The sequence below is a fragment of the Curtobacterium sp. UCD-KPL2560 genome (assembly GCF_001705035.1).
Classification (GTDB): domain Bacteria; phylum Actinomycetota; class Actinomycetes; order Actinomycetales; family Microbacteriaceae; genus Curtobacterium.
On record NZ_MCIG01000046.1, the window covers coordinates 1 to 26,811 of the forward strand.

27 protein-coding genes, 1 tRNA gene and 1 rRNA gene are annotated in these 26,811 nt (G+C 71.4%); 22 read left to right on the top strand and 7 right to left on the bottom strand.

The features are described 5' to 3' along the window. Nucleotides 1–157: 157 nt before the first annotated feature. Nucleotides 158–406: a WhiB family transcriptional regulator gene (locus tag BEP24_RS11015; RefSeq protein ID WP_022904217.1), complete on the bottom strand. Its 249-nt coding sequence runs from the start codon at nt 404–406 to the stop codon at nt 158–160. A 258-nt stretch (nt 407–664) separates the two neighbouring features. On the opposite strand from BEP24_RS11015, the gene BEP24_RS11020 reads away from it, so the two are divergent. Continuing rightward, nucleotides 665–1,075 carry a hypothetical protein gene (locus BEP24_RS11020; protein ID WP_083230296.1) on the top strand — a complete coding sequence of 137 codons (411 nt, stop codon included), beginning with the start codon at nt 665–667 and terminating at the stop codon, nt 1,073–1,075. Nucleotides 1,076–1,182: 107 nt separating this feature from the next. Here the strand turns inward: BEP24_RS11020 and bcp are convergent, their stop codons facing one another. Further along, nucleotides 1,183–1,653, bottom strand: coding sequence for a thioredoxin-dependent thiol peroxidase (gene bcp / locus BEP24_RS11025; RefSeq protein WP_065963305.1), 471 nt, complete (start codon nt 1,651–1,653; stop codon nt 1,183–1,185). A gap of 114 nt (nt 1,654–1,767) precedes the next feature. Between bcp and BEP24_RS11030 the strand changes: the two genes are divergently transcribed. Then, nucleotides 1,768–1,843, top strand: a tRNA-Lys gene (locus BEP24_RS11030). Between the two features lie 184 nt (nt 1,844–2,027). Here the strand turns inward: BEP24_RS11030 and BEP24_RS11035 are convergent. Next, entirely contained in the window at nt 2,028–2,675 is a 648-nt protein-coding gene (locus BEP24_RS11035; RefSeq protein ID WP_065963308.1) for a YigZ family protein, read from the bottom strand. Nucleotides 2,676–2,796: 121 nt separating this feature from the next. On the opposite strand from BEP24_RS11035, the gene BEP24_RS17600 reads away from it, so the two are divergent. From BEP24_RS17600 to BEP24_RS11055, 4 genes are all read left to right on the top strand, one after another. Further along, entirely contained in the window at nt 2,797–3,237 is a 441-nt protein-coding gene (locus BEP24_RS17600; RefSeq protein ID WP_065963311.1) for a hypothetical protein, read from the top strand. Then, a complete protein-coding gene (locus tag BEP24_RS17605; protein ID WP_065963313.1) occupies nt 3,234–3,695 on the top strand; it encodes an ImmA/IrrE family metallo-endopeptidase in 462 nt (153 codons plus the stop codon). The genes BEP24_RS17600 and BEP24_RS17605 overlap by 4 nt, the downstream gene beginning before the upstream one ends. Then, on the top strand, nt 3,692–4,630 hold the full coding sequence (locus BEP24_RS11050) for a hypothetical protein (protein ID WP_065963316.1): 939 nt from the start codon (nt 3,692–3,694) through the stop codon (nt 4,628–4,630). Before BEP24_RS17605 ends, BEP24_RS11050 begins: the two co-directional genes overlap by 4 nt. 178 nt (nt 4,631–4,808) lie before the next feature. Further along, nucleotides 4,809–5,021, top strand: a complete 213-nt coding sequence (locus BEP24_RS11055; RefSeq protein WP_065963319.1) for an SCO4848 family membrane protein — start codon at nt 4,809–4,811, stop codon at nt 5,019–5,021. Nucleotides 5,022–5,216: 195 nt separating this feature from the next. Here BEP24_RS11055 and BEP24_RS11060 read toward each other — a convergent pair whose 3' ends face one another. Further along, entirely contained in the window at nt 5,217–5,522 is a 306-nt protein-coding gene (locus BEP24_RS11060) for a hypothetical protein (protein WP_065963322.1), read from the bottom strand. 97 nt (nt 5,523–5,619) lie between these two features. Beyond that, nucleotides 5,620–7,155 carry an amino acid permease gene (locus tag BEP24_RS11065; protein WP_065963323.1) on the bottom strand — a complete coding sequence of 512 codons (1,536 nt, stop codon included), beginning with the start codon at nt 7,153–7,155 and terminating at the stop codon, nt 5,620–5,622. 138 nt (nt 7,156–7,293) lie between these two features. Between BEP24_RS11065 and BEP24_RS11070 the strand changes: the two genes are divergently transcribed. After that, the gene (locus BEP24_RS11070; protein ID WP_065963324.1) at nt 7,294–8,499 is read left to right on the top strand and encodes a mechanosensitive ion channel domain-containing protein; all 1,206 of its coding nucleotides are present in this window, start codon (nt 7,294–7,296) and stop codon (nt 8,497–8,499) included. A 103-nt stretch (nt 8,500–8,602) separates the two neighbouring features. Here BEP24_RS11070 and BEP24_RS11075 read toward each other — a convergent pair whose 3' ends face one another. Continuing rightward, nucleotides 8,603–8,794 carry a hypothetical protein gene (locus BEP24_RS11075; RefSeq protein ID WP_065963327.1) on the bottom strand — a complete coding sequence of 64 codons (192 nt, stop codon included), beginning with the start codon at nt 8,792–8,794 and terminating at the stop codon, nt 8,603–8,605. Between the two features lie 116 nt (nt 8,795–8,910). Between BEP24_RS11075 and BEP24_RS11080 the strand changes: the two genes are divergently transcribed. Beyond that, nucleotides 8,911–10,062, top strand: coding sequence for an SLC13 family permease (locus BEP24_RS11080; RefSeq protein ID WP_065963329.1), 1,152 nt, complete (start codon nt 8,911–8,913; stop codon nt 10,060–10,062). 69 nt (nt 10,063–10,131) lie between these two features. Here BEP24_RS11080 and BEP24_RS11085 read toward each other — a convergent pair whose 3' ends face one another. Next, nucleotides 10,132–11,106 carry a magnesium transporter CorA family protein gene (locus BEP24_RS11085; RefSeq protein WP_065963330.1) on the bottom strand — a complete coding sequence of 325 codons (975 nt, stop codon included), beginning with the start codon at nt 11,104–11,106 and terminating at the stop codon, nt 10,132–10,134. A 120-nt stretch (nt 11,107–11,226) separates the two neighbouring features. Here BEP24_RS11085 and otsA point away from each other — a divergent pair, with 120 nt between their 5' ends. The 14 genes from otsA to BEP24_RS11155 form a co-directional block, all read left to right on the top strand. Then, nucleotides 11,227–12,813 carry an alpha,alpha-trehalose-phosphate synthase (UDP-forming) gene (gene otsA, locus BEP24_RS11090; RefSeq protein WP_065963332.1) on the top strand — a complete coding sequence of 529 codons (1,587 nt, stop codon included), beginning with the start codon at nt 11,227–11,229 and terminating at the stop codon, nt 12,811–12,813. After that, on the top strand, nt 12,806–13,648 hold the full coding sequence (gene otsB, locus BEP24_RS11095; protein ID WP_083230297.1) for a trehalose-phosphatase: 843 nt from the start codon (nt 12,806–12,808) through the stop codon (nt 13,646–13,648). Before otsA ends, otsB begins: the two co-directional genes overlap by 8 nt. A gap of 74 nt (nt 13,649–13,722) precedes the next feature. Next, nucleotides 13,723–15,417 (top strand): dihydroxy-acid dehydratase, encoded by a 1,695-nt coding sequence (ilvD, locus tag BEP24_RS11100; protein WP_065963334.1) that lies wholly within the window; start codon nt 13,723–13,725, stop codon nt 15,415–15,417. A 45-nt stretch (nt 15,418–15,462) separates the two neighbouring features. Continuing rightward, nucleotides 15,463–17,283, top strand: coding sequence for an acetolactate synthase large subunit (locus BEP24_RS11105; protein ID WP_065963338.1), 1,821 nt, complete (start codon nt 15,463–15,465; stop codon nt 17,281–17,283). Then, nucleotides 17,280–17,780, top strand: a complete 501-nt coding sequence (gene ilvN, locus BEP24_RS11110; protein ID WP_065963342.1) for an acetolactate synthase small subunit — start codon at nt 17,280–17,282, stop codon at nt 17,778–17,780. The genes BEP24_RS11105 and ilvN overlap by 4 nt, the downstream gene beginning before the upstream one ends. Before the next feature lie 127 nt (nt 17,781–17,907). Beyond that, nucleotides 17,908–18,933: a ketol-acid reductoisomerase gene (ilvC, locus tag BEP24_RS11115; protein ID WP_065963344.1), complete on the top strand. Its 1,026-nt coding sequence runs from the start codon at nt 17,908–17,910 to the stop codon at nt 18,931–18,933. 262 nt (nt 18,934–19,195) lie between these two features. Then, nucleotides 19,196–20,386, top strand: a complete 1,191-nt coding sequence (locus BEP24_RS11120; protein ID WP_065963346.1) for a mannitol-1-phosphate 5-dehydrogenase — start codon at nt 19,196–19,198, stop codon at nt 20,384–20,386. Nucleotides 20,387–20,491: 105 nt separating this feature from the next. Further along, on the top strand, nt 20,492–20,935 hold the full coding sequence (locus BEP24_RS11125; RefSeq protein WP_065963349.1) for a hypothetical protein: 444 nt from the start codon (nt 20,492–20,494) through the stop codon (nt 20,933–20,935). Next, a complete protein-coding gene (locus tag BEP24_RS11130) occupies nt 20,932–21,312 on the top strand; it encodes a hypothetical protein (RefSeq protein ID WP_065963354.1) in 381 nt (126 codons plus the stop codon). The genes BEP24_RS11125 and BEP24_RS11130 overlap by 4 nt, the downstream gene beginning before the upstream one ends. 244 nt (nt 21,313–21,556) lie before the next feature. After that, entirely contained in the window at nt 21,557–23,146 is a 1,590-nt protein-coding gene (serA, locus tag BEP24_RS11135; RefSeq protein WP_065963356.1) for a phosphoglycerate dehydrogenase, read from the top strand. Nucleotides 23,147–23,159: 13 nt separating this feature from the next. Continuing rightward, nucleotides 23,160–24,239, top strand: coding sequence for a 3-isopropylmalate dehydrogenase (locus tag BEP24_RS11140; protein ID WP_065963358.1), 1,080 nt, complete (start codon nt 23,160–23,162; stop codon nt 24,237–24,239). Beyond that, nucleotides 24,236–25,369, top strand: a complete 1,134-nt coding sequence (locus BEP24_RS11145; RefSeq protein WP_065963360.1) for a branched-chain amino acid aminotransferase — start codon at nt 24,236–24,238, stop codon at nt 25,367–25,369. The genes BEP24_RS11140 and BEP24_RS11145 overlap by 4 nt, the downstream gene beginning before the upstream one ends. A 24-nt stretch (nt 25,370–25,393) precedes the next feature. Continuing rightward, nucleotides 25,394–26,164 carry a fumarylacetoacetate hydrolase family protein gene (locus tag BEP24_RS11150; protein ID WP_065963362.1) on the top strand — a complete coding sequence of 257 codons (771 nt, stop codon included), beginning with the start codon at nt 25,394–25,396 and terminating at the stop codon, nt 26,162–26,164. A gap of 534 nt (nt 26,165–26,698) precedes the next feature. After that, nucleotides 26,699–26,811 (top strand): 16S ribosomal RNA (locus tag BEP24_RS11155); the annotation flags it as partial.

Sequence of the window (26,811 nt, forward strand, 5' to 3'; positions counted from 1 at the left end):
CGCGAGCTGCTTCCGGTTGTGCGAGACCCCACTGCGGCGACCCGGCGGCCCGCACACCGCGTCCCCGCCCCGCCCCACCGCACACGACGACGCCCGCCGCTCCCGGGAGAGCGACGGGCGTCGTCGTGTGCGCGGGGCCGGTGGTCCGGCCGCTGCGTCAGGAGGCGCGGCGGGCGCGGGCGGCGCGACGCTTGAGCGCGCGACGCTCGTCCTCGCTCAGACCACCCCAGACACCGGAGTCCTGGTTGTTCTCGAGGGCGTACTGCAGGCACATCTCGGTGACGGTGCACCGGGCGCAGACCGACTTGGCCTTCTCGATCTGATCGACGGCGGGTCCGGTGTTGCCAACGGGGAAGAAGAGCTCGGGGTCCGCGGTGAGGCAGGCTGCCTGGTCACGCCAGTCCATGTGTGGTGCTCCTTGATGTCGATGCTCGAACGGCAGGCCGGGGACGCAGTTCGGGGATCGGAACGCTGGGCATGCACGAGGCACGAGGGGGAACCTGTGGGGGAGGCTTCCGCTGGGAGCGAGTCTGACGCCCGCTGAACGCTCGGGGGAGGAGCGTCGAACTGCGGGAGACGCACACCACATCGTGCCGTCCAAACGACCTCGAATATCGTTCCATACTGGTAGGGCCAAATCAAGGGTCCGATCTGGAGGATTGCTGTGCCCGACACCACCCCGCCGCGTTCGCCCGCGGTCACCGTGCTCCTCGTCGTGGTCGGCCTCGAGGCCCTCGCGCTGGCCGTGGCCACCGTCGTCCTGCTCGTCGAGCTCGTGACCGCACCGGCCGCGAGCATCGCGTCCGCGATCGCGCTCACCGTGCTCTCCGCCGTCGCCACGACCTGGCTGTGCGCGATGGTCGTCGGGCTCCGCAACCGCCGTCCTTGGGTGCGCGCCGGCATCGTCGTCTGGCAGGTCCTGCAGGGCGCGCTCGCGATCGGCGCGTTCCAGGGCGTCTTCCGCGTCGCCTGGGTCGGGTGGCTGCTCCTCATCCCGGCGCTGCTCGGGCTCACCCTGGTGCTGTCCCGCGCGGTCTCGGCATGGCTGCTGCCGCGCGACGGCCAGGGCGACTGACCCCGCCAGCGCGACCCGCGTCGCGCTCGTGACGACCGACGGACGGGAGGCGCGGTGCCAGCTGGCACCGCGCCTCCCGTCCGTCTGAGTGTCGGGTCCGTGACCGGTCAGACCAACCCGAGCTTCTTCCGCAGGCTGGCGACGTGGCCCGTGGCCTTCACGTTGTAGAGGGGGAGCTGCACGCGGCCCTCCTCGTCGACGACGATGGTCGACCGGATGGTGCCGGTGACGATCTTGCCGTAGTTGTTCTTCTCGCCCCAGGCCCCGTAGGCCCGGTGCACGGTCAGCTCGGGGTCGCTCAGCAGGGGGAAGGTCAGCGCCTGCTCGTGCTGGAAGGTCTTGAGCTTCGCGGGCTCGTCCTTCGAGACGCCGAGCACCTCGTAGCCGGCTGCCTGGAGCGAGGACATGTTGTCGCGGAAGTCGCACGCCTCGGTGGTGCAACCAGGGGTGGATGCCGCCGGGTAGAAGTACACGATGACCTTCCTGCCGCGCAGGTCGGCGAGTGCGTGCTGCACGCCGTCCTGGTCCGGAAGGGTGAAGTCGGGGGCCGTCTCGCCGGCGGCCAAACGCTCCGTCATGGTGCTCCTGTTCGTGTCCGGTGCTCGAGTGGTCATGAGCACGCCGAAGCCATGCTATTGTTGTTTCCCGTTGCAGGACGGAGTTCCGGACAGCAACGAACAGCACGACAGCACGCACCTCTAGCTCAATTGGCAGAGCAACTGACTCTTAATCAGTGGGTTCTCGGTTCAAGTCCGAGGGGGTGCACCACCAAGGCCCGGTCGACATCGTTCGACCGGGCCTTCGTCGTTGTGGCACGGCGCCTGATCGGAGCGACACGCCCGAGTGCTCGTGTGCGGTCGAACTCGTCGGAGCGGGCGCGACGGTCGTCGTCCGGCCCGGACCGTTCGCCCCGACCGTCGGCGTTGACCGTGCGATGACCGGGCGCGAGCCGTCAGGCGGGGACGTCGACGACCCGGACCGGGCCCACGACCGGGACGAGCGCGCCGGCCGACGCTGCGGCGAGGTCGTCCCGGAGCCGTCCGAGCGCGGTGTCGGGCACCCAGAGCGTGAAGTCGACCGCCGCGCCGTACGCGGGGTCGTCGAAGCGGGCGTCGTGGTGTCGCACCCAGTCGCGCAGGACGTTGTCGATACGACCGGCCTCGGCGTGCGGGACGGTGACGTCCACGCGGGTCAGCTCGGCACGGCGGAGGACCGTGGCCCGGTCGAGCGCCTCGGACACCGACGTCGAGTACGCCCGCACGAGGCCGCCGGCACCGAGCTTCACGCCGCCGAACCACCGGGTGACGACCGCGACCACGTCGGTGAGCTCCCGGCGCCGCAGCACCTCGAGCATCGGCACGCCCGCGGTGCCGGACGGCTCGCCGTCGTCGTTCGACCGGGCCTGGTCGCCGAGCACGCCGGTGACCATCGCGGTGCAGTGGTGCCGGGCGTCCCACGCGGCCCGGCGGACCTCGGCGACGACCCGCTCGGCGTCGGCCACGCCCGTGACGGGTGCGATGGTGGTCCGGAAGCGCGACTTCGTGATGGTGACCTCGTGCTCGACCACCGCGGCGACGGTCGACGGGAGGGTGCGGGCCACACGGTCAGGGTAGTGCGCCGACGGGGGCCGGCGACGGCGGGCTGTGGGTGGTCCGCGCTAGCATGACGACCAGCCGGTGACTGGGGAGCAGTGCCGGCGACTGGGGAGGAGTCCGATCGACATGGCGACACCAGCTCCGAAGGGCGGCGCGCTCGACGCCGCCGAACTCGCCCGGCGCCTGAACCTGCTGCTCGACTTCGAGGAGTCGCAGCGTGGTGCGCCGGTGCCCTTCGCCGCGATCGAGGAGTACGTGGCCGCGCGGGGTGGGTCGCTCTCGCGGGCGAAGTGGACCTACATGCTCTCCGGGGACGGGCGGCGCAACCGCGACACCGAGCTCCTCACGGTGCTCGCGGGCTTCTTCGAGGTCGACGAGCGCTTCCTGCTCGAGGACAGCGCGGTCCCGGAACGGATCGGCGCGCAGATCGAGCTCGTGCGCGCGCTCCGTTCTGCCCGGGTCAGCGGGTTCGCGGCCCGCACCTTTCCCGGCGAACTGTCGCCGGAGGCGCTCCGGCGCATCGCGCAGGTGCTCGAGGAGGAGTCCGCGCGGGGGAGCGTCGCGTGACCGGGGCGACGGTCGAGTCCTGGTGGCGCCGCGGTGACGCCGAGGGCTGGTCGGACATCGAGCACGCGGTCGCGGCGGCGACGGACCACCTCGGCAAGCCGGTCGTGGTGCGTGAGGAGTCGTTCCTCGCCACCGAGCCGGTGTGCGGCTTCGTCGCGACGCTCCAGCACCAGCACCTCGTGATGATCTCCCCGACGACCTCGGAGACGTTCCGGTCGTTCGTGATCGGGCACGAGCTCGGACACCTGCTGCACCGCCACCAGGACCACGCCCCGCAGTCGGCGTACGTGCGCGACGTCATCCCCGACGTCCCCGAGTACAAGGTCGAGCGCGCGCTGGCCCGCGGTGCCTTCTCGAACGACTACGAGCACGAGGCCGAGCTGTTCGCCGACCGGCTGGCGGCGCTCATCCGTCGCCACCGCGGCCGCCCGAGCGCCTTCCGCGGGGTCTTCGGGTGATCCTCGCCGTCGCCCAGGCCGTCCTCCTGGTCGTCGGGTCGGGTGTGCTGCTCTGGCTGCAGCGCGGGCAGGACCGCACGCTCGCGCTCACCTTCCTGCTGTTCGCGGCGACCATCGTCACCAACGTCGACCCGCTGTACCGCTGGCTCGACCCGCTGCTCGGCGGGCAGAACGTCGTCACCGTCCTCAGCGACTGCCTGATGGTGGCGGGCACGAGCACGCTGCTCTGGGGCGTGGCGAAGGCCGTCGGCGCCGCCCGCCCGTGGATGCGCACGGCGATCGTCACGTCGTGCGTCGTCGTCGGCGTGGTCGTGCTCGGCGCGTTCCTCGTCCTCGACCGGCCGGCGACGACCACGACCTTCATGCTGACGGCCGGCGACCAGCCCGCAGCGGCCGTGTACTCGATCGCGCAGACCGTCTACCTCGGGGTGACGCTCGGGGCCACCGCACTGATCTGTCTCCTGCACCTGCGCGAGGCCCGCGGTGCGACCGACCTCGTGGGGCTCTGGGCGATCGTGCTCGGCGGCGTGCTCGGCGCGGTGCGGATGGTCGTCGTCGTGGTCATGGACGTGGCGCACGTGCTCGGCCGCACGGACGTCACCCGGGCGCTGTCCCTGCCCTACGACGTCACGACGCCCGGGGCGGTCCTGTGCGTCGCCTCGGGCATGCTCCTGCTCGTGGTGGGGCTCCGGCTCGCCCGACGCCGTGCGACCCGCCGCGTCGAGGCCGCCCTCGCCGCGCTGGCGCCGCTGCACGAGCGCGTCGGCACCGACAACGCCTACCCCGACTCCGACGACCCCGCGACGCGGCTCAGCCGCACCATCGTCGAGATCAACGACGGCGCCCGGCGGGCGCGGCAGCCGCTCGCGCCGGACGAGCAGGCCGCCCTCGCCGACGCCGAGGCGGCGCTGCTCGAGGCTCCCGGCCGGTCCTGACCGGACGTCGGGCCCCGGGACACGAGGACGACTCGACGCTCGCGCGCGAGCCGTGTAGGGTCTGTAGCAGGTGCTACACGTCGTGGAGTGCCGCCGGGGCGGACTCGGCCGCGTTGGGGGCGGCCGAGCACCCCCGGTCCTCCCGCGGGGCGCACGCCTCGGTGGCTAGGATCGTCGCGTGTTCGTCTTCGCCGCCATCGTCCTGTTCGTCGCCGCCGTCTTCAACGTCGTCACGTGGCCGCGGTTCTTCCAGCGGGTCGCGACCGACCCCCGTGCGCGTGACGCCGCCGGCGGGCCGACGACGTTCTACACGGTGCACCTCGTCCTGCTGCTGATCGCGCTCGCGATCGCGGTGGCCGCGGTCGTCGCGGGGATCCTGCTGCTCGTCTGACGGCCGGGAGGCGCGGGTCGCGCCCGCCTCGCAGGCCGCGGCTGCACGGTGGCCGCGTCGCCCGCCGCCGCGCGGTCGCCACGTCGGTGCCCGCCGCTGCGCGGTCGCCACGTCGGTGCCCGCCGCCGCGCGGTGGCCCCTTCGGCGCCGGCCTCGGCCGCCGCGGCGCTGCCCGGCGGCTCCGGCGGCGGCGCCTCAGCCCTCGGACGGCAGCGACGCCCCGAGGACCCGTTCGAGCGCCAGTCGCGCGACCGGTTCGTCCCGGGTGTCGAGCAGCACCCGGTAGGTGTCACGCGCGGTCACGAACTCGACGCACACCGCGTCGAAGTCGCACGGCTCGATGCGCCAGCCGTGCACCTCGTCCATCGGGACCTGCGTGGGTGCGTCGCGCTCGAAGCTCGTCTCGGCGTGCACCGTGTGGTCGTAGAACCGGAGCCGTCCGGTGGTGGCCCGCCAGCTGAGCTGCAGGTCGAGCGTGGGGGAGACAGAAGGGTCCGGCACGCGCCGATCGTAGCGGCGTGTGCCGGACCCGTGCCATCCCCACCGGGGACGAGAGCGTTGTCCGGACGACGAGGACGGTGTCCGCGTCGCGCGGCGGTCAGTCCTTGCCGGACCGGCCGTCGCGCCGGACCTGGTTCGCGGGGTCGCGACCGGTGATCGGGTACGGCCCGGTGACACCCTCACGCAGGGCGGCGATGCGCAGGATCCGGTCGCGCTGCAGGAACCAGCCGACGACGAGCAGCGGGATGATGACGACGAGCGAGGCGATCGTGTAGGTGCCCACCGGCCAGTCGATCGCCATGAGCACGACGACGGACACGAGGAACGCGAGCGTCAGCCACGACGTCACCGGGGCACCGGGCAGCTTGAAGCTCGGTTCCTTCGCCAGGCCCTGCTTCGCCCACTGCCGCAGGCGCATCTGGCAGAGGATGATCGTGCCCCACGCGGTGATGATCCCGAGGCTCGCGACGTTGAGCGCGATCTCGAACGCCTGCGACGGGACGAAGTAGTTGAGCGCGACACCCGCGACGGTGAACGCGGCGGTGAGCAGGATGCCGGCGTAGGGGACGCCGCCCTTCGACATCTTCGTGGTCCACTTCGGCGCGGAACCGTTCATGCCCATCGAGTGCAGCGCGCGGCCGGTCGAGTACAGGCCGGCGTTGAGCGACGACAGCGCCGCGGTGAGCACCACGAAGTTCATGATCGAGCCGGCGACCACCCCGACCTGCGGGTTGCCGAGCGACGAGAAGAACGTCACGAAGGGGCTCACGCCCTCCTTGTACGACGTGTACGGCAGCAGCAGCGACAGCAGCACGACCGAGCCGACGTAGAAGACCGCGATGCGGAAGACGACCGAGTTGATGGCGCGCGGGATGACCTTCTCGGTGTCCTGCGTCTCGCCGGAGGCCGTGCCGACGAGCTCGATCGCGGCGTAGGCGAACACGACGCCCTGCACGACGAGCACGGCGGGCAGCACGCCGTTCGGGATGAGGCCGCCGTTGTCCTGCCAGATCGAGAAGCCGGTGCGGACCGCCTCGCCGCCGGTCTCCACCGGGAAGGCGAAGACGAGCCACACGAGCGCGATGACGAGGAAGGCGACGAGCGCCGCGACCTTGATGAGGGCGAACCAGAACTCGAGTTCACCGAAGACCTTGACGGCGACCATGTTCGCGGCGAGGACCACCACGAGCGCGATGAGCGCGAGGAGCCACTGCGGCGCGGCGGTGAACGCCTTCCAGTACTGCAGGTAGAGCGCGACCGCCGTGGTGTCCACGATCGAGGTCATCGCCCAGTTGAGGAAGTACATCCACCCGGCGGCGTACGCGAACTTCTCGCCGTAGAACTCGCGGGCGTAGGAGATGAACGACCCCGAGGACGGGCGGTGCAGCACGAGCTCGCCGAGCGCCCGCAGGATGAAGAAGGCGAAGATGCCCGCGATCAGGTACGTCACCGCCAACGCCGGTCCGGCGGTGTGCAGGCGGCCGCCCGCGCCGAGGAAGAGTCCGGTGCCGATGGCCCCGCCGATCGCGATCATCTGCAGTTGCCGGGGCTTCAGACCGTGCTGGAAGCCCTCCTGCTCGTGCGAGAAGTCGTTCGCGGGCTTCGAGACACCCGTGTCGTTCTGCGCTGTCATGCGCGCCAACCTACATCGGCGGCGGCACCGGGGCGGCACGGCCACGATGCCTGTACGCTCCGACAGGTTGTCGTGCCGCGTCGGGGTCGCCGCTCCGACCGGCGAACACGGTCAGGGCGCGACCGCCACGATGGAGGGATGGACATCCTCCTCCGACTCCTCGTCGCGATCGGGTTCGCCCTGCTCGTCACGGCCGCCGCGGCGCTCGTCCTGCACCTGGTGCTCCGCACGATCGCCCGCCGGGAACGTTGGGCCGCCGTGCTCTCCCGCCGGACGAAGCACCCCTTCCGGACCGTGCTCCTGGTCGCACTCCTCTGGGCGGCGTTCGCGGCGACGATCCCGCACGACGCGGAGCAGTACCCGTGGCGGGACGAGGTCTCGCACGCGTTCCTCATCGCCACGATCGCGGTCGGGTGCTGGCTGGCGTGCGAGGTCGCGATCTTCCTCGAGGACCTCGGCCTGCACCGCTACCGCGTCGACGTGCCCGACAACCGGGTGGCCCGACGCATCCGCACGCAGGTCCTCATCATCCGTCGGCTCACGGTGGCCGTGCTCGTGATCATCGCGGTCGGCGCGATCCTGCTCACCTTCCCGGGCGTCGAGGCGGCCGGCGCGAGCGTGCTGGCCTCGGCCGGGCTCATCTCGGTCGTGGCCGGGCTCGCGGCGCAGTCGACGCTCGGGAACGTGTTCGCCGGCATGCAGCTCGCCTTCTCGGGTTCCATCCGCGTCGACGACGTCGTGGTCGTCGAGCAGCAGTGGGGGCGGATCGAGGAGATCACCCTCACCTACGTGGTGGTGCACCTCTGGGACGACCGTCGCTTCGTCCTGCCCTCGACGTACTTCACGAGCACGCCGTTCGAGAACTGGACGCGCACGGGCAGTGAACTGCTCGGCGCCGTCGAGTTCGACCTGGACTGGCGGATCAGCCCCACCGAGATGCGCACCGAGCTCGACCGCATCCTCGCCACCTCGACGATCTGGGACGGCCGCACGAAGGTCCTGCAGGTCACCGAGGCCGTCGGCGGACTGGTGCGCGTGCGCATCCTCGTCAGCGCCCCGGACGCGGGCGGCCTGTTCGACCTCCGCTGCTACGTGCGCGAGGAGATGGTCGAGTGGCTGCAGCGCGAGCACCCGGACGCCCTGCCGCGCCAGCGCGTGCAGGTGACGCAGGGCCACGAGTCGGTCGGCAAGCGGCGTCCCCGCACCGACGAGCAGGACGCCTCGCTGTTCCGCGAGGGCGACGAGCGCTCCGCGCTCTTCACCGGACCGATCCAGACCTCCGGCATCCGCCCCGACCAGGTGCCGGACGCCCCGACCGCGCACCCGCGCCCGCAGGAGCGCTGACCGGCCGCCGCGACCCACCGCACGACGGACGGGAGGCGCGGTGCCAGCCGGCACCGCGCCTCCCGTCCGTCCGCGGTCACGTCGGTGACCGCGGGCCGCGTCGCTACTTCTGGCGCGCCTTCACCGCGCGGTCGTCCTCGACGACCGTGCCGAGCGCCACGATCGTCGTGGAGAGCCACGCGATCCAGGTGAGCGCCAGGCGCCAGTCCCGCGGCCCCTGCCGCGTGGTCTGCACGACGCTGTAGCCGCTGATGATCGAACTCCACACCGCACCGCTGAACATGAACTTCCGCACGGGTTCCTCCTCCTGGTCGTCCCGGCCACGCTACCGGCCAGTACATTGGAGCGCCGCCGGTCACCCTGCCCGGCGACGGCCGGTCGACCTGGCCGTGACGAGAACGAGGAGTCAGCGTGCGTCAGGCCGTCATCGGGGGAGTCCTGCTCGCGGTCGGGGCGGTGTGCGTCCTGCTCGGGCTGCTGCCCCTGTCCGAGCTCGCCACCCTGGCCGACCGGGTCGTCCCGGTGCTGGCGTTCGTGCTCGGCCTGACGATCGTGTCCGAGCTCGCGGCCGACGCCGGCGTCTTCGACCGGCTCGCCGACCTGGCCGCCCGGGTCGGTGGCGGCCGCACCATCGGGCTCTGGGGCGCGGTCGTCGTGCTCGCCGTGGTCTGCACGGTGTTCCTGTCCATCGACACCACCGCGGTGCTGCTCACCCCGATCGTGATCACGCTCGCCCGCCGGGTGGGCCTGCCGCCGATGCCCTTCGCGCTGACCACCGTGTGGCTCGCGAACACGGCGTCGCTGCTGCTGCCCGTGTCGAACCTCACGAACCTGCTCGCGGTCGACAAGATCGGGCTCGACGGGCCGATCCCGTTCGCCGGCCTCATGGTGTGGGCGGCGCTCGCGGGCGTCGTCGTGCCGTGCGCCGTGCTCCTCGTCGTGTTCCGCGGCAAGCTGTTCGGCCGGTACACGCCGGTCGCGGTGCGCCGCCCGAGCGACCCGGTGTTCTTCTGGTCGGCGTCGGTCGTGCTCGTCGCCCTGGTCGTCGCGCTCACGGCCGGCGTCACGGTGTGGATCGCGGCCCTCGCCGCCGCGGCCGCCCTCGTCGTCGTCGCGGCGTTCCGCGCCCCCGCGGAGCTCCGTCCGTCCCGGGTGCCGTGGGCGACGCTCGTGTTCGCCGCCGGGCTGTTCGTCGTCGTCGAGACCCTGCACGCCACCGGGCTCACCGACCCGATCGTGCAGGCGCTCTCGGGCGGGACCGACACCGGGTCGCTCCTGCTGCTCGGCGGGGCCGGCGGGGTCGCGGCGAACGCGATCGACAACCTGCCCGCCTACCTCGTGCTCGAGCCGGCCGCCGGGCACGAGGCCCTGCGGTACGCGGCGCTCCTCGTCGGCGTGAACGCCGGGTGCCTCATCACGCCGTGGGCCTCGCTCGCGACGCTGCTCTGGCACGCGCGGCTGTCGAGCGAGGGCGTGCACCTGTCGTGGGGGCGCTACATGGCGCTCGGCTGCGTCGTCGCGCCCCTCACGGTCGTCGCGGGCGTGCTCGCCCTGCAGCTGTAGCCGCTCCCGCCCGGCCGCGGCGTCCGTCGCGGCGACGGACGCCGCCCCGGTGGTGGCGGCAGCTTCCGGCTAGAGCCAGTCCTTCGTCTTGAACACGCGGTAGAGCACGAGCGACGTCGCGACGATGAGCGACACCGAGGCCGCCAGCCCGCTCCAGTGCCCCTCGCCGGGGAACGACACGTTCTGCCCGAAGAAGCCCGTGATCGCGGTGGGGATCGCGATGATCGCCGCCCAGCTCGTGACCTTCTTCATGACCGTGTTCTGCCGGTTCGACGCCAGGTTGAGGTTCGTGTCGAGGACGCTCGACACCGAGTCGCGCAGCTGCTCGACCGAGTCGGCGATCGTCACCAGGTGGTCCTCGACGTCGCGGAAGTACGGGCGGATGCCGTCCGCGATCGACTGGGCGTCGCCGTGCAGCAACGAGGCGACGCTGTCCCGCGTGGGCACGACCTGCCGCCGGAGCACCCCGAGGGCCTTCCGGAGCCGGAACGAGCGGCGCTGGACCTGCTGCTCGCGCGGGTCGCCGTGCTCGAAGAGGTCGTCCTCGAGCGTCTCGATGCGCGCCTCGACGTCCTCGACGGTCGACGTCGCGTGGTCGACGACCGCGTCGAGCAGCCCCCAGACGAGCCACGGCACGCCGTGCTCGCACACGTCGACGTTCGCGTCGAGCCGGCGGTCGACCGCGCCGAGGTCGACGTCCGGGCCGTGCATCGTGACGAGGGCCCGCCGGGTGATGAACGCCTTCACCTCGTGCGTCACGAGGTCGCCCTGCGCGTCGAGCCCCTCGACGTCGTAGACGACCAGGAACAGGCTGTCCCGGTACCGGTCGAGCTTCGGACGCTGCCCGGGTTCGAGGGCGTCCTCGAGGGCCAGGGCGTGGATGCCGAGCTCCTCCTCCACGTGCCGCAGGTCGTCCGGACCCGGGTCGGTGTGGTCCACCCACACGAAGGTGTCGTCGTCCCGGCCCAGCAGGTCCGACACCTCGTCCACCGGGAAGTCCCGCTCCGCGGGCCTGCCGTTCCGCCACGCGCGTGTTGCGACCATGTCCGCGAGCCTAGCCAGCCGACCGGTGCGGTCCCGCCGGGGGACCGGCCGACCCCGCGCTGGTACCGTCGGCGGGGAACCCGGTGCACCGTCCGGGCGGAACGGAGACCCCACCACCCCATGGCAACACCCACCCACCAGGACCGGTACGCCTTCGTCGTCGCCTCGAACCGTCTGCCCGTCGACCGCGTGGTCGACGAGGACGGCAACGAGGGGTGGCGGCACTCCCCGGGCGGCCTCGTGACCGCCCTCGAGCCGGTGATGCGCGCCAACGACGGCGCCTGGGTGGGATGGGTCGGCCAGCCCGACGTCGAGGTCGCCCCGTTCGACAACGACGGCATCCACATCGTCCCGGTGCCGCTCAGCGCGAGCGAGGTCGAGGACTACTACGAGGGCTTCAGCAACGACACGCTCTGGCCGCTCTACCACGACGTCATCGAGCACCCGAGCTACCACCGCGACTGGTGGAACGCGTACAAGACCGTGAACGCCCGGTTCGCGGAGCAGATCGCGGCGATCGTCGAGCAGGACGGCATCGTCTGGGTGCAGGACTACCAGCTGCAGCTCGTGCCGGCCCTGCTGCGCGAACTCCGTCCCGACCTGACGATCGGCTTCTTCAACCACATCCCGTTCCCGCCGGTCGGCATCTACGCCCAGCTGCCGTGGCGGGCGCAGATCCTCGACGGTCTGCTCGGCGCCGACGTCATCGGCTTCCAGCGCCACGACGACGCGAGCGACTTCCTCCGCGCCGTGCGGCACATCAAGGGCTACACGACCAAGGGCTCGACCATCGACGTGCCGGTCGACGACCCGGATGCGCCCCGCAGCCGCAAGGGCATCACGGTCCGGCACGTCGAGGCGCGCCACTTCCCGATCTCGATCGATGCCGAGAGCTTCGAGGAGATCGCCCGTCGGCCCGAGGTCCAGGAGCGCGCCCGCGAGATCCGTGCCGGTCTCGGCAACCCGAAGACCGTGCTGCTCGGCGTCGACCGGCTCGACTACACCAAGGGCATCCGCCACCGCATCAAGGCCTTCGGTGAGCTCGTCGAGGACGGCCGCATCGCCGTCGAGGACGCCACCCTGGTGCAGGTCGCGAGCCCGAGCCGCGAGCGGGTGGACACGTACCGCACGCTGCGCGACGAGATCGAGCTGAGCGTCGGGCGGCTGAACGGCGACCTCGGCACGATCGGCCACCAGCCGATCTCGTACCTGCACCACGGGTACCCGCGCGAGGAGATGGTCGCCCTGTACCTCGCGGCCGACATCATGCTCGTCACCGCGCTGCGCGACGGCATGAACCTCGTCGCCAAGGAGTACGTCGCGAGCCGGTTCGACAACGACGGCGTGCTCATCCTGTCCGAGTTCGCCGGCGCCGCCGACGAGCTGAAGCAGGCGGTCATCATCAACCCGCACGACATCGGTGCCCTGAAGGACGCCATCCAGCGCGCGGTCGAGATGCCCCGCCGCGAGCGCTCGACGCGGATGCGCGCCCTCCGCAAGCGCGTCCGCGACAACGACGTGGCCCGCTGGTCGCGTTCGTTCCTCGAGGCCCTCGACCGGCACGCGCCCCGTTCCGCGCGCATCGACCCGTCGGGCGCCGAGCGCGAGGTGCACCGCGAGGCGCAGACCGACACGATGTCGATCTTCGACCAGGACGCGCAGACCGCGCGCGCCGCCGAGGACACCCGGGAGGCGCACGGTGCCTGAGCAGACCACCGTCGGTCAGCAGGCCGACGGCCAGCAGACCGACGGCCAGCAGTCGAGCGGCCCCTCCACCGACCCGTCCGCCCTGTCGTCGGCCCTCGGGACGCTCGCGGCCGCGCCGCGCCTCCTCGTCGCGCTCGACTTCGACGGCACCCTCGCACCGTTCGCCGACGACCCCGCCCAGGTCGGGGCGCTGCCCGGTTCGTGGGCGGCCGTGCTCACCCTGCAGCGCGCCCGGGACACCGAGGTCGTGCTCGTCTCCGGCCGCCCGCTCGAGGGGCTCGAACGCGTGTCGCACGCCCCGGAGGAGATGGCGCTCGTCGGCTCGCACGGCGTCGAGTGGCGGGTCGACGGCCACGCCGAGGCCGCGCTCACCGCGGACGAGCAGGCCCGGGTCGCCCGGGTCGGCGCCGCGCTCGACGCGGTGGGAGAGCGCTTCCCCGGGGTCGTCGTCGAGCACAAGCCCGCCGGCCACGGCGTGCACACCCGGCGCGTGGGGGCCGACGTCGCGGCCGAGGCGAACGCCGCCGCGAGCCGAGCGGCGCACGAGGCCGACCCGGACGTGCTCGAGCGCGGCGGCAAGGACATCGTCGAGTTCGCCGTGCGGCACGTCACGAAGGGCGACGCGATCGAGCGGCTCCGCGAGCTCCGTGGCGCCGACGCCGTGTTCTTCGCGGGCGACGACGTGACCGACGAGGACGCCTTCCGGGTGCTCCGCGACGGCGACGTCGGCGTCAAGGTGGGGGAGGGCGACTCGGTCGCCGGCCACCGCGTGGCCGATCCGGCCGCGCTGACCGACGTCCTGAAGCAGCTCGCCCGCCTGCGCGCGACGCGCTGACGGCGGCGAGCCGCGCCTCCCGTCCGTGGGGTGTGGTGTCCCGCTGGTATCCCAAACGGTCCTAGACTCACTGCATGCCTGACATCGACGTGAAGCCGCGCAGCCGGGTCGTCACCGACGGGATCGAAGCGACCACCTCGCGTGGCATGCTCCGGGCCGTGGGGATGGGCGACGCCGACTGGGACAAGCCGCAGATCGGGATCGCGTCCTCCTGGAACGAGATCACCCCCTGCAACCTCTCCCTCGACCGCCTCGCCCAGGGCGCGAAGGAGGGCGTGCACTCCGGCGGCGGGTACCCGCTGCAGTTCGGCACCATCTCCGTCTCGGACGGCATCTCGATGGGCCACGAGGGCATGCACTTCTCGCTCGTCTCGCGCGAGGTCATCGCCGACAGCGTCGAGACGGTCGTCAACGCGGAGCGCCTGGACGGCACCGTCCTGCTCGCCGGCTGCGACAAGTCGCTCCCCGGCATGCTCATGGCCGCGGCGCGCCTCGACCTCGCGAGCGTCTTCCTCTACGCGGGCTCGGTCATGCCGGGCTACGTGAAGCAGGCCGACGGCTCCTTCAAGGAGGTCACGATCATCGACTCCTTCGAGGGCGTCGGAGCCTGCAAGGCCGGCACCATGAGCGAGGCCGAGCTCAAGGAGATCGAGTGCGCGATCGTCCCGGGCGAGGGCGCCTGCGGCGGGATGTACACCGCGAACACCATGGCGAGCGTGGCCGAGGCCCTCGGCATGTCGCTCCCGGGATCGGCCGCCCCGCCGAGCGCCGACCGTCGCCGCGACTACTACGCGCGCCGCTCGGGCGAGGCCGTCGTGAACATGCTCCGCCTCGGTCTCACCGCCCGGCAGATCCTGACGAAGGAGGCGTTCGAGAACGCCATCGCCGTCGCCATGGCACTGGGAGGCTCGACCAACGTCGTGCTGCACCTCCTCGCGATCGCGCACGAGGCCGAGGTCGAGCTGTCCCTCGACGACTTCAACCGCATCGGCTCGAAGGTCCCGCACCTGGCCGACATGAAGCCGTTCGGCAAGTACGTCATGGTCGACGTCGACCGCAACGGCGGGATCCCCGTGATCATGAAGGCGCTGCTCGAGGCCGGCCTGCTGCACGGCGACGTGATGACCGTCACCGGCAAGACCCTCGCCGAGAACCTCGCCGAGATCGACCCGCCGGAGCTCGACGGCGAGGTGTTCCGCAAGATCGACAACCCGATCCACGCCACCGGTGGTCTGACCATCCTCAAGGGGACGTTCGCGCCCGAGGGTGCCGTCGTGAAGACCGCGGGCTTCGATGCCTCGGTGTTCGAGGGACCCGCACGGGTGTTCGACCGCGAGCGTGCCGCGATGGACGCCCTGACGGAGGGCCGCATCCAGAAGGGCGACGTGGTGGTCATCCGCTACGAGGGCCCCAAGGGCGGCCCGGGCATGCGCGAGATGCTCGCGATCACCGCCGCCATCAAGGGCGCTGGGCTCGGCAAGGATGTACTACTGTTGACGGACGGACGATTCTCAGGCGGCACAACCGGCCTGTGCATCGGCCACATCGCACCGGAGGCCGTGGACGCAGGTCCAGTGGCGTTCGTGCGCGATGGCGACCGCATCCGTGTCGACATCGCGGCTCGCTCGCTCGACCTACTGGTCGACGACGCCGAGCTGGAGGCCCGCCGAGCAGGCTGGGCCCCGCTGCCCCCGCGCTACACCCGCGGAGTCCTGGCGAAGTTCGCGAAGCTCGTCCAGTCCGCCGCCAAGGGCGCGGTCACGGGCTAGCGTCGACACGTTCGAACCGCCATCCCTCCAGGCAAGGACCACCTCATGCCCACGGAAGCAACACCGTTGTCCGCGGCCGCCGGCACCCGCCGGTCGCCCGAGACCCTGACCGGCTCGGGAGCCGTCCTCCGGACGCTCGAGCACCTCGGGATCACCGACGTCTTCGGCCTGCCCGGCGGCGCGATCATCCCGTTCTACGACGAGCTCATGGCGTCGACCACGATCCGGCACATCCTCGTCCGCCACGAGCAGGGCGCCGGCCACGCTGCCGAGGGCTACGCGTCGGCGTCCGGCAAGGTCGGCGTCGCGATCGCCACCTCCGGTCCCGGGGCGACGAACCTCGTCACCGCGATCGCCGACGCCTACATGGACTCGGTGCCGTTCATCGCGATCACCGGGCAGGTGTTCTCGACCCTGATGGGCACGGACGCCTTCCAGGAGGCCGACATCGTGGGCATCACGATGCCGATCACGAAGCACTCGTTCCTCGTGACCGACCCCGCCGACATCCCGGCGACCCTGGCCGCCGCGCACCAGATCGCGACGACCGGACGCCCGGGCCCGGTGCTCGTCGACATCACGAAGGACGCGCAGCAGAAGTCCGCGCCGTACGTCTGGCCGCCCAAGGTCGACCTGCCCGGGTACCGCCCGGTCACGAAGGCGCACGGCAAGCAGATCACGGCGGCCGCCCAGCTCCTCGCCGCGGCCGAGCGCCCGGTGCTGTACGTCGGCGGCGGCGTGATCCGCTCCGGTGCGACCGCCGAGCTGCTGCGCTTCGCCGAGGCGACGAACACCCCCGTGGTGACGACGCTGATGGCCCGCGGGGCGTTCCCTGACTCGCACCCGCAGCACCTCGGCATGCCCGGCATGCACGGCACCGTGCCCGCGGTGCTCGGCCTGCAGGACAGCGACCTGCTCATCGCCCTCGGCGCCCGCTTCGACGACCGCGTCACCGGCAAGGCGGACGAGTTCGCGCCGGACGCCAAGGTCGTGCACGTCGACATCGACCCGGCGGAGATCTCGAAGATCCGGTTCGCCGACGTCCCGATCGTCGGCGACGCCCGCGAGGTCCTCGTCGACCTGCTCGAGGCCTGGAACGAGGTCGCCGCGGACCGTGCCGACACGAGCGCGTGGTGGGCGAAGCTCGACCGGCTCAAGCAGGACTTCCCGCTCGGCTACGTCGAGCCGACCGACGGGCTGCTCGCCCCGCAGGCGATCATCCGTCGCATCGGCGAGCTGACCGGACCCGAGGCCGTGTACGCCTCGGGCGTCGGGCAGCACCAGATGTGGTCCGCGCAGTTCATCAAGTACGAGCGGCCGAACGCGTGGCTCAACTCGGGCGGCGCGGGCACGATGGGCTACTCCGTCCCGGCGGCGATGGGTGCGAAGGTCGCCCAACCCGACCGCGTGGTGTGGGCGATCGACGGCGACGGCTGCTTCCAGATGACGAACCAGGAGCTCGCGACCTGCGTCATCAACGACATCCCGATCAAGGTCGCGATCATCAACAACTCGTCGCTCGGCATGGTGCGGCAGTGGCAGACGCTGTTCTACGACGGCCGCCACTCGTTCACCGACCTCGAGACCGGCCACCAGTCGCGCCGGGTCCCGGACTTCGTGAAGCTCGCCGACGCCTACGGTGCGCTCGGCATCCGCGTCGAGTCGGCCGACCAGGTCGACGACGCGATCAGGCTGGCGCTCGAGACGAACGACCGCCCGGTCGTCATCGACTTCGTCGTCAGCCGCGACTCGATGGTGTGGCCGATGGTCCCGCAGGGCGTCGGCAACTCCTCGATCCAGTACGCCCGCGACCACGCGCCCAGCTGGGACGTCGAGGACGCCGACATGACCGGAGACCCCGCATGAGCCACGTCCTCTCCCTGCTCGTCGAGGACAAGCCGGGTCTGCTGACGCGCGTCGCCGGACTGTTCGCCCGCCGCGGCTTCAACATCGAGTCGCTCGCGGTGGGCAACACCGAGGTCGCCGGCCTGAGCCGCATCACGGTGGTCGTCGACGTGGAGGACCTCCCGCTCGAACAGGTGACGAAGCAGCTCAACAAGCTCGTCAACGTCATCAAGATCGTGGAGCTCGACTACTCCCAGTCGGTGCAGCGCGAGCACATGCTCGTCAAGGTCCGCGTCGACAACCAGACGCGGTCCGCCGTGCTCGAGGCCGTCTCGCTCTTCCGCGCGCAGGTCGTCGACGTGGCGACCGACTCGCTCGTGGTCGAGGTGACCGGCGACCCCGGCAAGATCCAGGCGATCCTGCGGGTGCTCGAGCCCTACGGCATCAAGGAACTCGCCCGGGCGGGCCTGCTCGGCATGGGCCGCGGCCCGAAGAGCATCACCGACCGCGTGCGCTGAGCGCGCTCCCCGACACCCGGACGGGAGGCGCGGCCCGCCCCCGGCAGGCCGCCGACGGTCCGCCGGACCACCGGCACCGATCCGGCTCCCGCCCTCCAGACCACCAGAACCAAGGAGACACACCCTCGTGACTGACATCGTGTACGACGCCGACGCCGACCTGACGCTCATCCAGGGCAAGAAGGTCGCCGTCATCGGCTACGGCTCGCAGGGCCACGCCCACGCCCTCAACCTCCGCGACTCGGGCGTCGAGGTCAAGATCGGCCTCAAGGAGGGCTCGAAGAGCCGCCAGAAGGCCGAGGAGGCCGGCTTCGAGGTGCAGACCCCGGCCGAGGTCACGAAGTGGGCGGACGTCGTCGTCATCCTCGCTCCGGACCAGGTCCAGCGCATCGTCTACCGCGAGGACATCGAGCCCAACCTGAAGCCGGGCGCCACGCTCGTCTTCGGCCACGGCTTCAACATCCGCTACGGCTACATCGAGGCGCCCGAGGGCGTCGACGTGTCGCTCGTCGCGCCGAAGGGCCCGGGTCACACCGTGCGCCGCGAGTACGAGGCCGGCCGTGGCGTCCCCGTGATCGTGGCCGTCGAGGTCGACGCGTCCGGTTCCGCCTGGGACCTCGCGTGGTCGTACTCCAAGGCCATCGGCGGTCTCCGCGCCGGCGGCATCAAGACGACCTTCACCGAGGAGACCGAGACCGACCTGTTCGGCGAGCAGGCCGTCCTGTGCGGTGGCACCTCGCAGCTCATCCAGTACGGCTTCGAGACCCTGACCGAGGCGGGCTACCAGCCGCAGATCGCGTACTTCGAGGTCCTGCACGAGCTCAAGCTCATCGTCGACCTCATCTGGGAGGGTGGCCTCACCAAGCAGCGCTGGTCGATCTCCGACACGGCCGAGTTCGGTGACTACGTCTCCGGCCCGCGCGTGATCTCGCCCGAGGTCAAGGAGAACATGAAGGCCGTCCTCGCGGACATCCAGGACGGCACCTTCGCGAAGCGCTTCATCGCCGACCAGGACGCCGGTGCGCCGGAGTTCACCGCGCTGCGCGAGAAGGGCGAGAACCACCCGATCGAGGCGACGGGTCGCGAGCTGCGGTCGCTGTTCGCCTGGAAGTCGGCCGACGCCGACTACGTGGACGGCTCGGCCGCGCGGTAGTCTGCGGAGACCACTCGACGACGAGGCGGCGGTGCGATCGCACCGCCGCCTCGCGATGTGACCCGAACCCCATGCACCAGTACGCACCCAGTCCCAGCGCCCGCGACCGGCGTCCCTCCGGTGAACCCGGACGAGCCGCGACCCGCCCCGTCGGTGGAGCCGGACGACCGTCCGCACGCCGCTCCGCACCCACCCAGTCGCCGTCCGCGGTCATGACGAGGAGTGGTCACGACCGGGTGCTCCGACGTGCGAGGATCGTCGGATGGCGGTGACGAAGCGAGCGGTCCACATCGGCGCCGGCAAGATCGGGCGGGGATTCGTGGGCCAGTTCCTGGTCGCGAGCGGCTACGAGCTCACCTTCGTCGACGTCGACGACCGCGTCGTGCGGGCCCTCGAGGAGTCCCGGCGCTTCGTCGTCCACGAGGTCGGCGAGATGCCCGTCGAGCACCTCGTGCACGGCTTCCACGCGCTGAGCAGCAAGACCGACCGTGAGCGCGTCGTGCAGGCCATCGCCCACGCCGACGTCGTCACCACCGCGGTCGGTGCGCGCACGCTGCCGCTCGTCGCGCCGATCATCGCCGAGGGCCTGGCCGCCCGTCCGGCCGACCTCGGCGAGGTGACGGTCGTGGCGTGCGAGAACGCGTTCAACGCCACCGACTCGCTGCACGCGAGCATCCGCCGCGCCCCGATCCTCGAGGACCGGGACGTCGCAGCGGTCTTCGCGAACTGCGCGATCGACCGCATCGTGCCGGACCAGTCCGGGGTGCTCGGCCAGTCCGGCGGCCTCGACGTCGTCCTCGAGCCCTTCTACGAGTGGGTCATCGAGCGCACGCCGTTCGCCGAGTCCTCCGTCGACCACCCGGTGATCGACGGCGTGACCTGGGTCGACGACCTGCAGCCCTTCGTCGAGCGCAAGCTCTACACGGTCAACACCGCCCACGCGACCGCGGCCTACCACGGCTTCGTGCGCGGGATCCGCCTCATCCGCGAGGCACTCGAGGACCGCGAGGTCCGCGCGGAGGTCGACGGCGTCCTCGCCGAGACCACCGCGCTGCTCATCGCGAAGCACGGCTTCGACCCGGCGGACCACGCCCGGTACGTCGCGGCGAACCTGTCCCGCATCGCGAACCCGCACCTGCCGGACACCACGGCGCGCGTCGGACGGAACCCGCTGCGCAAGCTCGGCCGTCGCGAGCGCTTCGTCGGCCCCGCGTCGCAGCTCGCCGAGCGCGGCCTGCCCGTCGACCACCTGCTCGGCGCCGTGCGGGTCGCCCTCGCGTTCGACGACGAGGCCGACCCCGAGTCGATCGAGCTGCACGCCCTGCTGCGCTCCGGTGCGACCGCGCACGCGCTCACCGAGATCCTCACGGGCCTGGTCGAGAGCCACCCGCTGTTCCCGGCCGTGCGCGAGGTCGTCGCCGAGGTGCTCGAGACCCAGCCCGCCGACGTCTGACGGCCGGGCCCACCCCGCACCGGTACGCGGTGCCGCGGGTGTCCGTCGCTCGGCCGTGACGCCCTCGGTTCGGCGTCCGGTGTCCACGGCTCGTAGGATCGGACCATGACGACGGCAGCATCCCCGCCCGACGGCTCGGTCGACCACGACGACGACGCCGCCCTCAGCTGGGGTGACGCCGACGACGCGACCCACGTCGACGCGGCCCACAACCCGGTCGCCGTCGCCGACCGCGGCGCCCGTGACCCGGAGACCCCCGAGACGTCCGGCTCCCTCGTCGGGTTCGGGGTCTTCGGCGGTCTCTACCTGCTCTACACCGTGGCGTGGCTGCTCACGGCGTCGACCGCGTACGTCGCCGACGTCGACACCGTGCTGACGGTGTTCGTCGACGTGCTGCGCTTCCTGTCGATCGTCGCCCCCGCGCTCTGGTTCACGGTCGTCCTCTGGGCAGCACGCGGACGTCGCACCCGCACGCGCCTGCTGTGGATGCTCCTCGGTGCCGCGGTGCTGTTCCCGTGGCCGTTCCTCATGACGCGGAGCTTCGGGTGACCGCCGCCACGCCGACGACCCGCCGCAGCCCGGCCCCGCTGGCCGGTCGGCTCGTCGTGTGGATCGTGTTCGGCGCGCTGTTCGCCTACATGACGGTGCAGAGCGTCGGCAACCTGCTGACGGTGTCGCAGTCGGTCCGCGCCTTCAACGCCTTCCTCGGTTCGACGTCCGGGGGCGACTCGCTCGCGCGGAGCACGCCCTGGGTCTGGCTGGTGCTCGACATCCTCATCGCGCCCCTCGCGTTCGCGGTCGCGCTGTGGATCACGCGGCGCACGCGCCTCGCCGTGACCGTCGGGGTGTTCCTGCTCGCGTTCGCCGCAGCCGGCGCGCTCTGGTTGGACCTGCAGCTCTTCGTGCCGCGCCTGCTCGACTTCTGACGCGGTCGCGCGGCCCCGTCGCGTCACCGGCCCGGCGGTGCGCCCCGCGCCCGGGTGGGGGACCGGCGGACGGGAGGCGCGGTGCGGGCCCGCACCGCGCCTCCCGTCCGAACGCGGTCGCGACCACCGCGTCGGACCGGTCGTCGACCGTGGTCGCGACCACCGCGGCGGACCGGTCGTAACGACCGGTCGCGCGTCAGTACGATGGTCGGACACCGCCCGTCTCGTGTGAGGAACTGCAGCTGTGCCGAAGCCGGTCGTCCTGATCGCCGAAGAACTCTCGCCCGCCACCGTCGACGCCCTCGGGCCCGACTTCGAGATCCGGGAGGTGGACGGCACCGACCGCCCGGCGCTCCTGGAGGCCCTCGCCGACGCGCACGCCGTGCTCGTCCGGTCCGCCACGAAGATCGACGCCGAGGCCATCGCCGCGGCGCCGCAGCTCAAGGTCGTCGCCCGTGCCGGCGTCGGCCTCGACAACGTCGACATCAAGGCCGCGACCACGGCCGGTGTGATGGTCGTCAACGCACCGACGTCGAACATCATCTCCGCCGCCGAGCTCACGGTCGGTCACATCCTGTCGCTCGCCCGGCACATCCCGGCGGCGCACGCGTCCCTCGCGGCCGGTGCGTGGAAGCGGTCGTCGTACACCGGCGTCGAGCTCTACGAGAAGACCGTCGGCATCATCGGCCTCGGCCGCATCGGCGCGCTGATCACCCAGCGGCTGCAGGCGTTCGGCGTCTCGGTCATCGCCTACGACCCCTACGTGACGTCGGCCCGCGCGCAGCAGCTCGGGGTCGAGCTCGTGTCGCTCGAGGACCTCCTGCGTCGCGCGGACTTCACCACCATCCACATGCCGAAGACGCCCGAGACGGTCGGCATGATCTCGGACGAGCAGTTCGCGCTCATGAAGCCGACGGCCTTCGTCGTCAACGTCGCCCGCGGCGGCCTGATCGACGAGGACGCGCTGCACCGCGCGCTCACGTCGGGCACGATCGCCGGCGCCGGGCTCGACGTCTTCGTCTCCGAGCCGCCGAAGGACTCGCCGCTCCTCGCGCTGCCGAACGTCGTGGTCACCCCGCACCTGGGTGCGTCGACCGACGAGGCCCAGGAGAAGGCGGGCGTCTCGGTCGCGAAGTCGGTCCGGCTCGCACTCGGCGGCGAGCTCGTCCCCGACGCGGTCAACGTCGCCGGCGGCGTCATCGACCCGTACGTCCGTCCCGGCATCCCGTTGATGGAGAAGCTCGGCCAGGTCTTCACGGGCCTCGCGACCTCGCCCGTCACGAGCATCGACGTCGAGGTGCACGGCGAGCTGGCGCAGTACGACGTCAGCGTGCTGAAGCTCGCGGCGCTCAAGGGCGTCTTCACCGACGTCGTCAGCGACCAGGTCTCGTACGTCAACGCCCCGCTCATCGCGGAGCAGCGCGGCGTCACCGTCCGGCTCATCACCGACGCCGACAGCCCCGAGTACCGCAACCTGCTCACGATCCGCGGCGCACAGTCCGACGGGCCCGCGATCAGCGTCTCGGGCACGCTCACCGGTCCGAAGCAGGTCGAGAAGCTCGTCGAGGTCAACGGGCACGACGTCGAGGTCGCCCTCGAGGCGCACCACGTCGTGATGGTCTACACGGACCGTCCGGGCATCGTCGCCGTGTACGGCAAGGAGTTCGGCGAGGCCGGCATCAACATCGCGGCCATGCAGATCGCCCGTCGCGAGGCCGGCGGCCAGGCGCTCAGCGTCCTGACCGTCGACTCGCCCGTGCCCGCCGAGATCCTCGAGCACGTGCGGTCCGCGATCGACGCGACCTCGCTCCGCGAGATCGACATCACCCTCTAGGGGAGCGGCAGACGTGACGACGACGGTGAAGCTCGCGGTCATCCGCGGGGACGGCATCGGCCCCGAGGTGGTCGACGAGGCGCTCAAGGTGCTGCACGCGGTCCTGCCCGACGACCTCGTGGTCGAGGAGACCGCGTTCTCGCTCGGTGCGACGCGGTACCTCGAGACGGGCGACGTCCTGACCGACGAGGACATGGCCGCCGTCGCGTCGCACGACGCGATCCTGCTCGGTGCGGTCGGCGGGGACCCGCGGGACCCGCGGCTCGCCGGCGGGATCATCGAGCGTGGCCTGCTGCTGAAGCTGCGGTTCGCGTTCGACCACTACGTGAACCTCCGCCCGACCCGGGTGTACGACAGCGTGTCGACGCCGCTCGCCGACCCCGGCGCGGTCGACTTCGTCGTGGTCCGCGAGGGCACCGAGGGGCCGTACGTCGGCAACGGCGGCGCGATCCGCGTGGGTACCCCGCACGAGATCGCCACCGAGGTCTCGCTCAACACCGCACACGGTGTCGAGCGGGTGGTCCGGCACGCGTTCGCCCTGGCCGCCCGGCGTGCCCGGAAGCACCTGACGCTCGTGCACAAGACGAACGTGCTCGTGCACGCCGGAGCACTCTGGCAGCGCCTCGTGGCCGAGGTCGGTGCGGAGTACCCGGACGTCACGGTCGACTACCAGCACATCGACGCCGTCACGATCCACATGGTCCAGGACCCGGGACGGTTCGACGTGATCGTCACCGACAACCTGTTCGGCGACATCATCACCGACCTGGCCGGCGCGATCAGCGGCGGCATCGGGCTCGCGGCGTCCGGGAACGTCAACCCGGACGGCACCTTCCCGAGCATGTTCGAGCCCGTGCACGGCTCCGCACCCGACATCGCCGGGCAGCAGAAGGCCGACCCGACGGCCGCGATCCTCTCGGTCGCACTGCTGCTCGAGCACCTCGGCCGGGCCGACCTGGCCGCCACCGTGACGCAGGCGGTCGAGGCCGACCTCGCGAGCCGGGGCACCGCACCGCGACGCACGGCGGAGGTCGGCGACGCGATCGCCGCCGCCGTCCGCACCACCACCGACCGACAGGAGTCCCGCCGATGACCAGCGACACGAGCACCGACGGCGGGACGACCGAGTCCTTCGGCCCCGAGTTCGCCGACGTCCCGTCGTCCGCGCGCCGCGCCGCGGCCGAGCGCGAGGAGATCCTCGCCGACCCGGGCTTCGGCAAGCACTTCACCGACCACATGGCCACCGTGCAGTGGACCCTCGAGGACGGCTGGCACGACGCGTCGATCCACCCGTACGGTCCGCTGTCCCTCGACCCGAGCGCGAGCGTGCTGCACTACGCGCAGGAGATCTTCGAGGGCATGAAGGCGTACCGCCACGCGGACGGCTCCGTCTGGTCCTTCCGCCCCGAGGCGAACGCCCACCGGTTCGCCCGGTCGGCCCGGCGGCTGGCGCTGCCCGAGCTGCCCGTCGAGACCTTCGTCGAGTCGATCCGTCGGCTCGTGCAGGCCGACGTCGACTGGGTGCCCTCGGCGCCCGAGACGAGCCTGTACCTGCGGCCGTTCATGATCGCGACCGAGGCGTTCCTCGGCGTCCGCGCGGCGCACGCGGTCGCCTACCACTGCATCGCGAGCCCGGCCGGCGCGTACTTCACCTCCGGGCCGAAGCCGGTGTCGATCTGGCTGTCGACGCAATACGCCCGTGCGGCACGGGGCGGTACCGGTGCCGCGAAGACCGGTGGCAACTACGCGGCCTCGCTGCTGCCGCAGCAGGAGGCGTACGAGCAGGGCTGCCAGCAGGTGATGTTCCTCGACTCCGAGGAAGGCGTCTGGCTCGAGGAACTCGGCGGCATGAACGTCGTGCTCGTCAAGGCCGACGGGACCCTGGTCACGCCGGACTCGGCGTCGATCCTCGAGGGGATCACCCGCGACTCGATCCTGCAGCTCGCGGAGGACCGCGGCCTCCGGGTCGAGCGTCGCCGGGTGTCGCTCGACGAGTGGCGCGACGGGGTCGCCGACGGGTCGATCACCGAGGCGTTCGCGTGCGGCACCGCGGCGGTCGTCACCCCGATCGCCGAACTGCGCGGCGAGGGCTTCACGATCGGCTCGCCCACGGTCGGCGCCGGGGAGCTCACCATGTCCCTGCGCGAGGAGCTGACCGACATCCAGTACGGCCGTCGTCCCGACCCGCACGGGTGGATGACGCAGCTGACGGACCCGGCCTGAGCCGGGGATCGGTAGGGTCGAACGGTGAAGATCGCACGGTTCAGCAGCACGGGTGAAGACCCGCGGTACGGCATCCTCGACGAGCGCCACCTGGTCGTCCTCGCGGGGGACCCGATGTACCAGGGGTTCGAGACGACGGGGGAGCGGGTCGCGCTCGCGGACGCGAAGCTCCTCGCCCCGGTGATCCCCCGGTCGAAGGTCATCGGCGTCGGGCTCAACTACAGCGAGCACGCGTCGGAGATGGACGAGCGTGCCGGTGACGACCCGGTGGTGTTCCTCAAGCCGAACACCGCCGTCATCGGTCCGGACGACCCGATCCGCCTGCCCGCCGACGTCGGCCGGGTCGACCACGAGGGCGAGCTCGCCATCGTGATCGGGTCCCTCGCCAAGAACGTGCGACGTGAGGACTTCGCGAGCGTCGTCCTCGGCTACACGATCGCGAACGACGTGACCGCCCGCGACCTGCAGGCACGCGACGGCCAGTGGACCCGGGCCAAGGGCTTCGACACCTTCTGCCCGCTCGGTCCGGTCATCGAGACCGAGATCGACCCGTCGGACATCCGCCTCGAGACCCGCGTCGACGGCGAGCTCCGGCAGGCCGCGTCGACGAGCGAGATGGTGCACGACATCCCGTCGCTCGTCGAGTTCGTCTCGTCGATCTGGACGCTCCTGCCCGGTGACGTCATCCTGACCGGGACCCCGGCCGGGGTCGGGCAGATCCGCGACGGTCAGGTGGTCGAGGTCCTCATCGAGGGCATCGGCTCCCTGAAGAACCCGGTCATCGCACGGCACTGAGCCCGTCGGACACCACACGGCCCGTTCCCCTCGCGCGGGGGAGCGGGCCGTTGTGCATCCCGGCTGGACCCGCCCGTGCGGGGCCATCGCAGACCGCCGGCCAGGACGACACGCCCGGGATGCGAGCGCTGTTGGCGGTGCCCCGGAGTCCTGCGTAGAGTCATCACTCGTTGCCGCTGAGGCGGAGAACGGAACGGCCGAGACGGTCACCGGGTCATCGATCCGGAGATGCAGTCCGGACGGGGTCCCGCTCGGCAACGAGCCTCATCTGGTCACCACGTCAGTGGTGGTCCCGAGGTTCATCGACACAAGCCCCTCTGGCGGAATCCGGTTCGACCGGGTCGAGCGGTGGGTGCGTCTGGTCCTTGAGAACTCAACAGCGTGCACATTGTCAATGCCAATTTATTGACCCCGTGCCTGGCTGGCCTTTTGGTTGGTCGGGTCGGAGACAATTCCTTTTGGATTGAAGATTGTCCAGTGGACAGTCGACAGTCAGTTTCAACTCGCTGACACTTCGGTGTTGGTTGTAATTTTTTTACGGAGAGTTTGATCCTGGCTCAGGACGAACGCTGGCGGCGTGCTTAACACATGCAAGTCGAACGATGATCAGGAGCTTGCTTCTGTGATTAGTGGCGAACGGGTGAGTA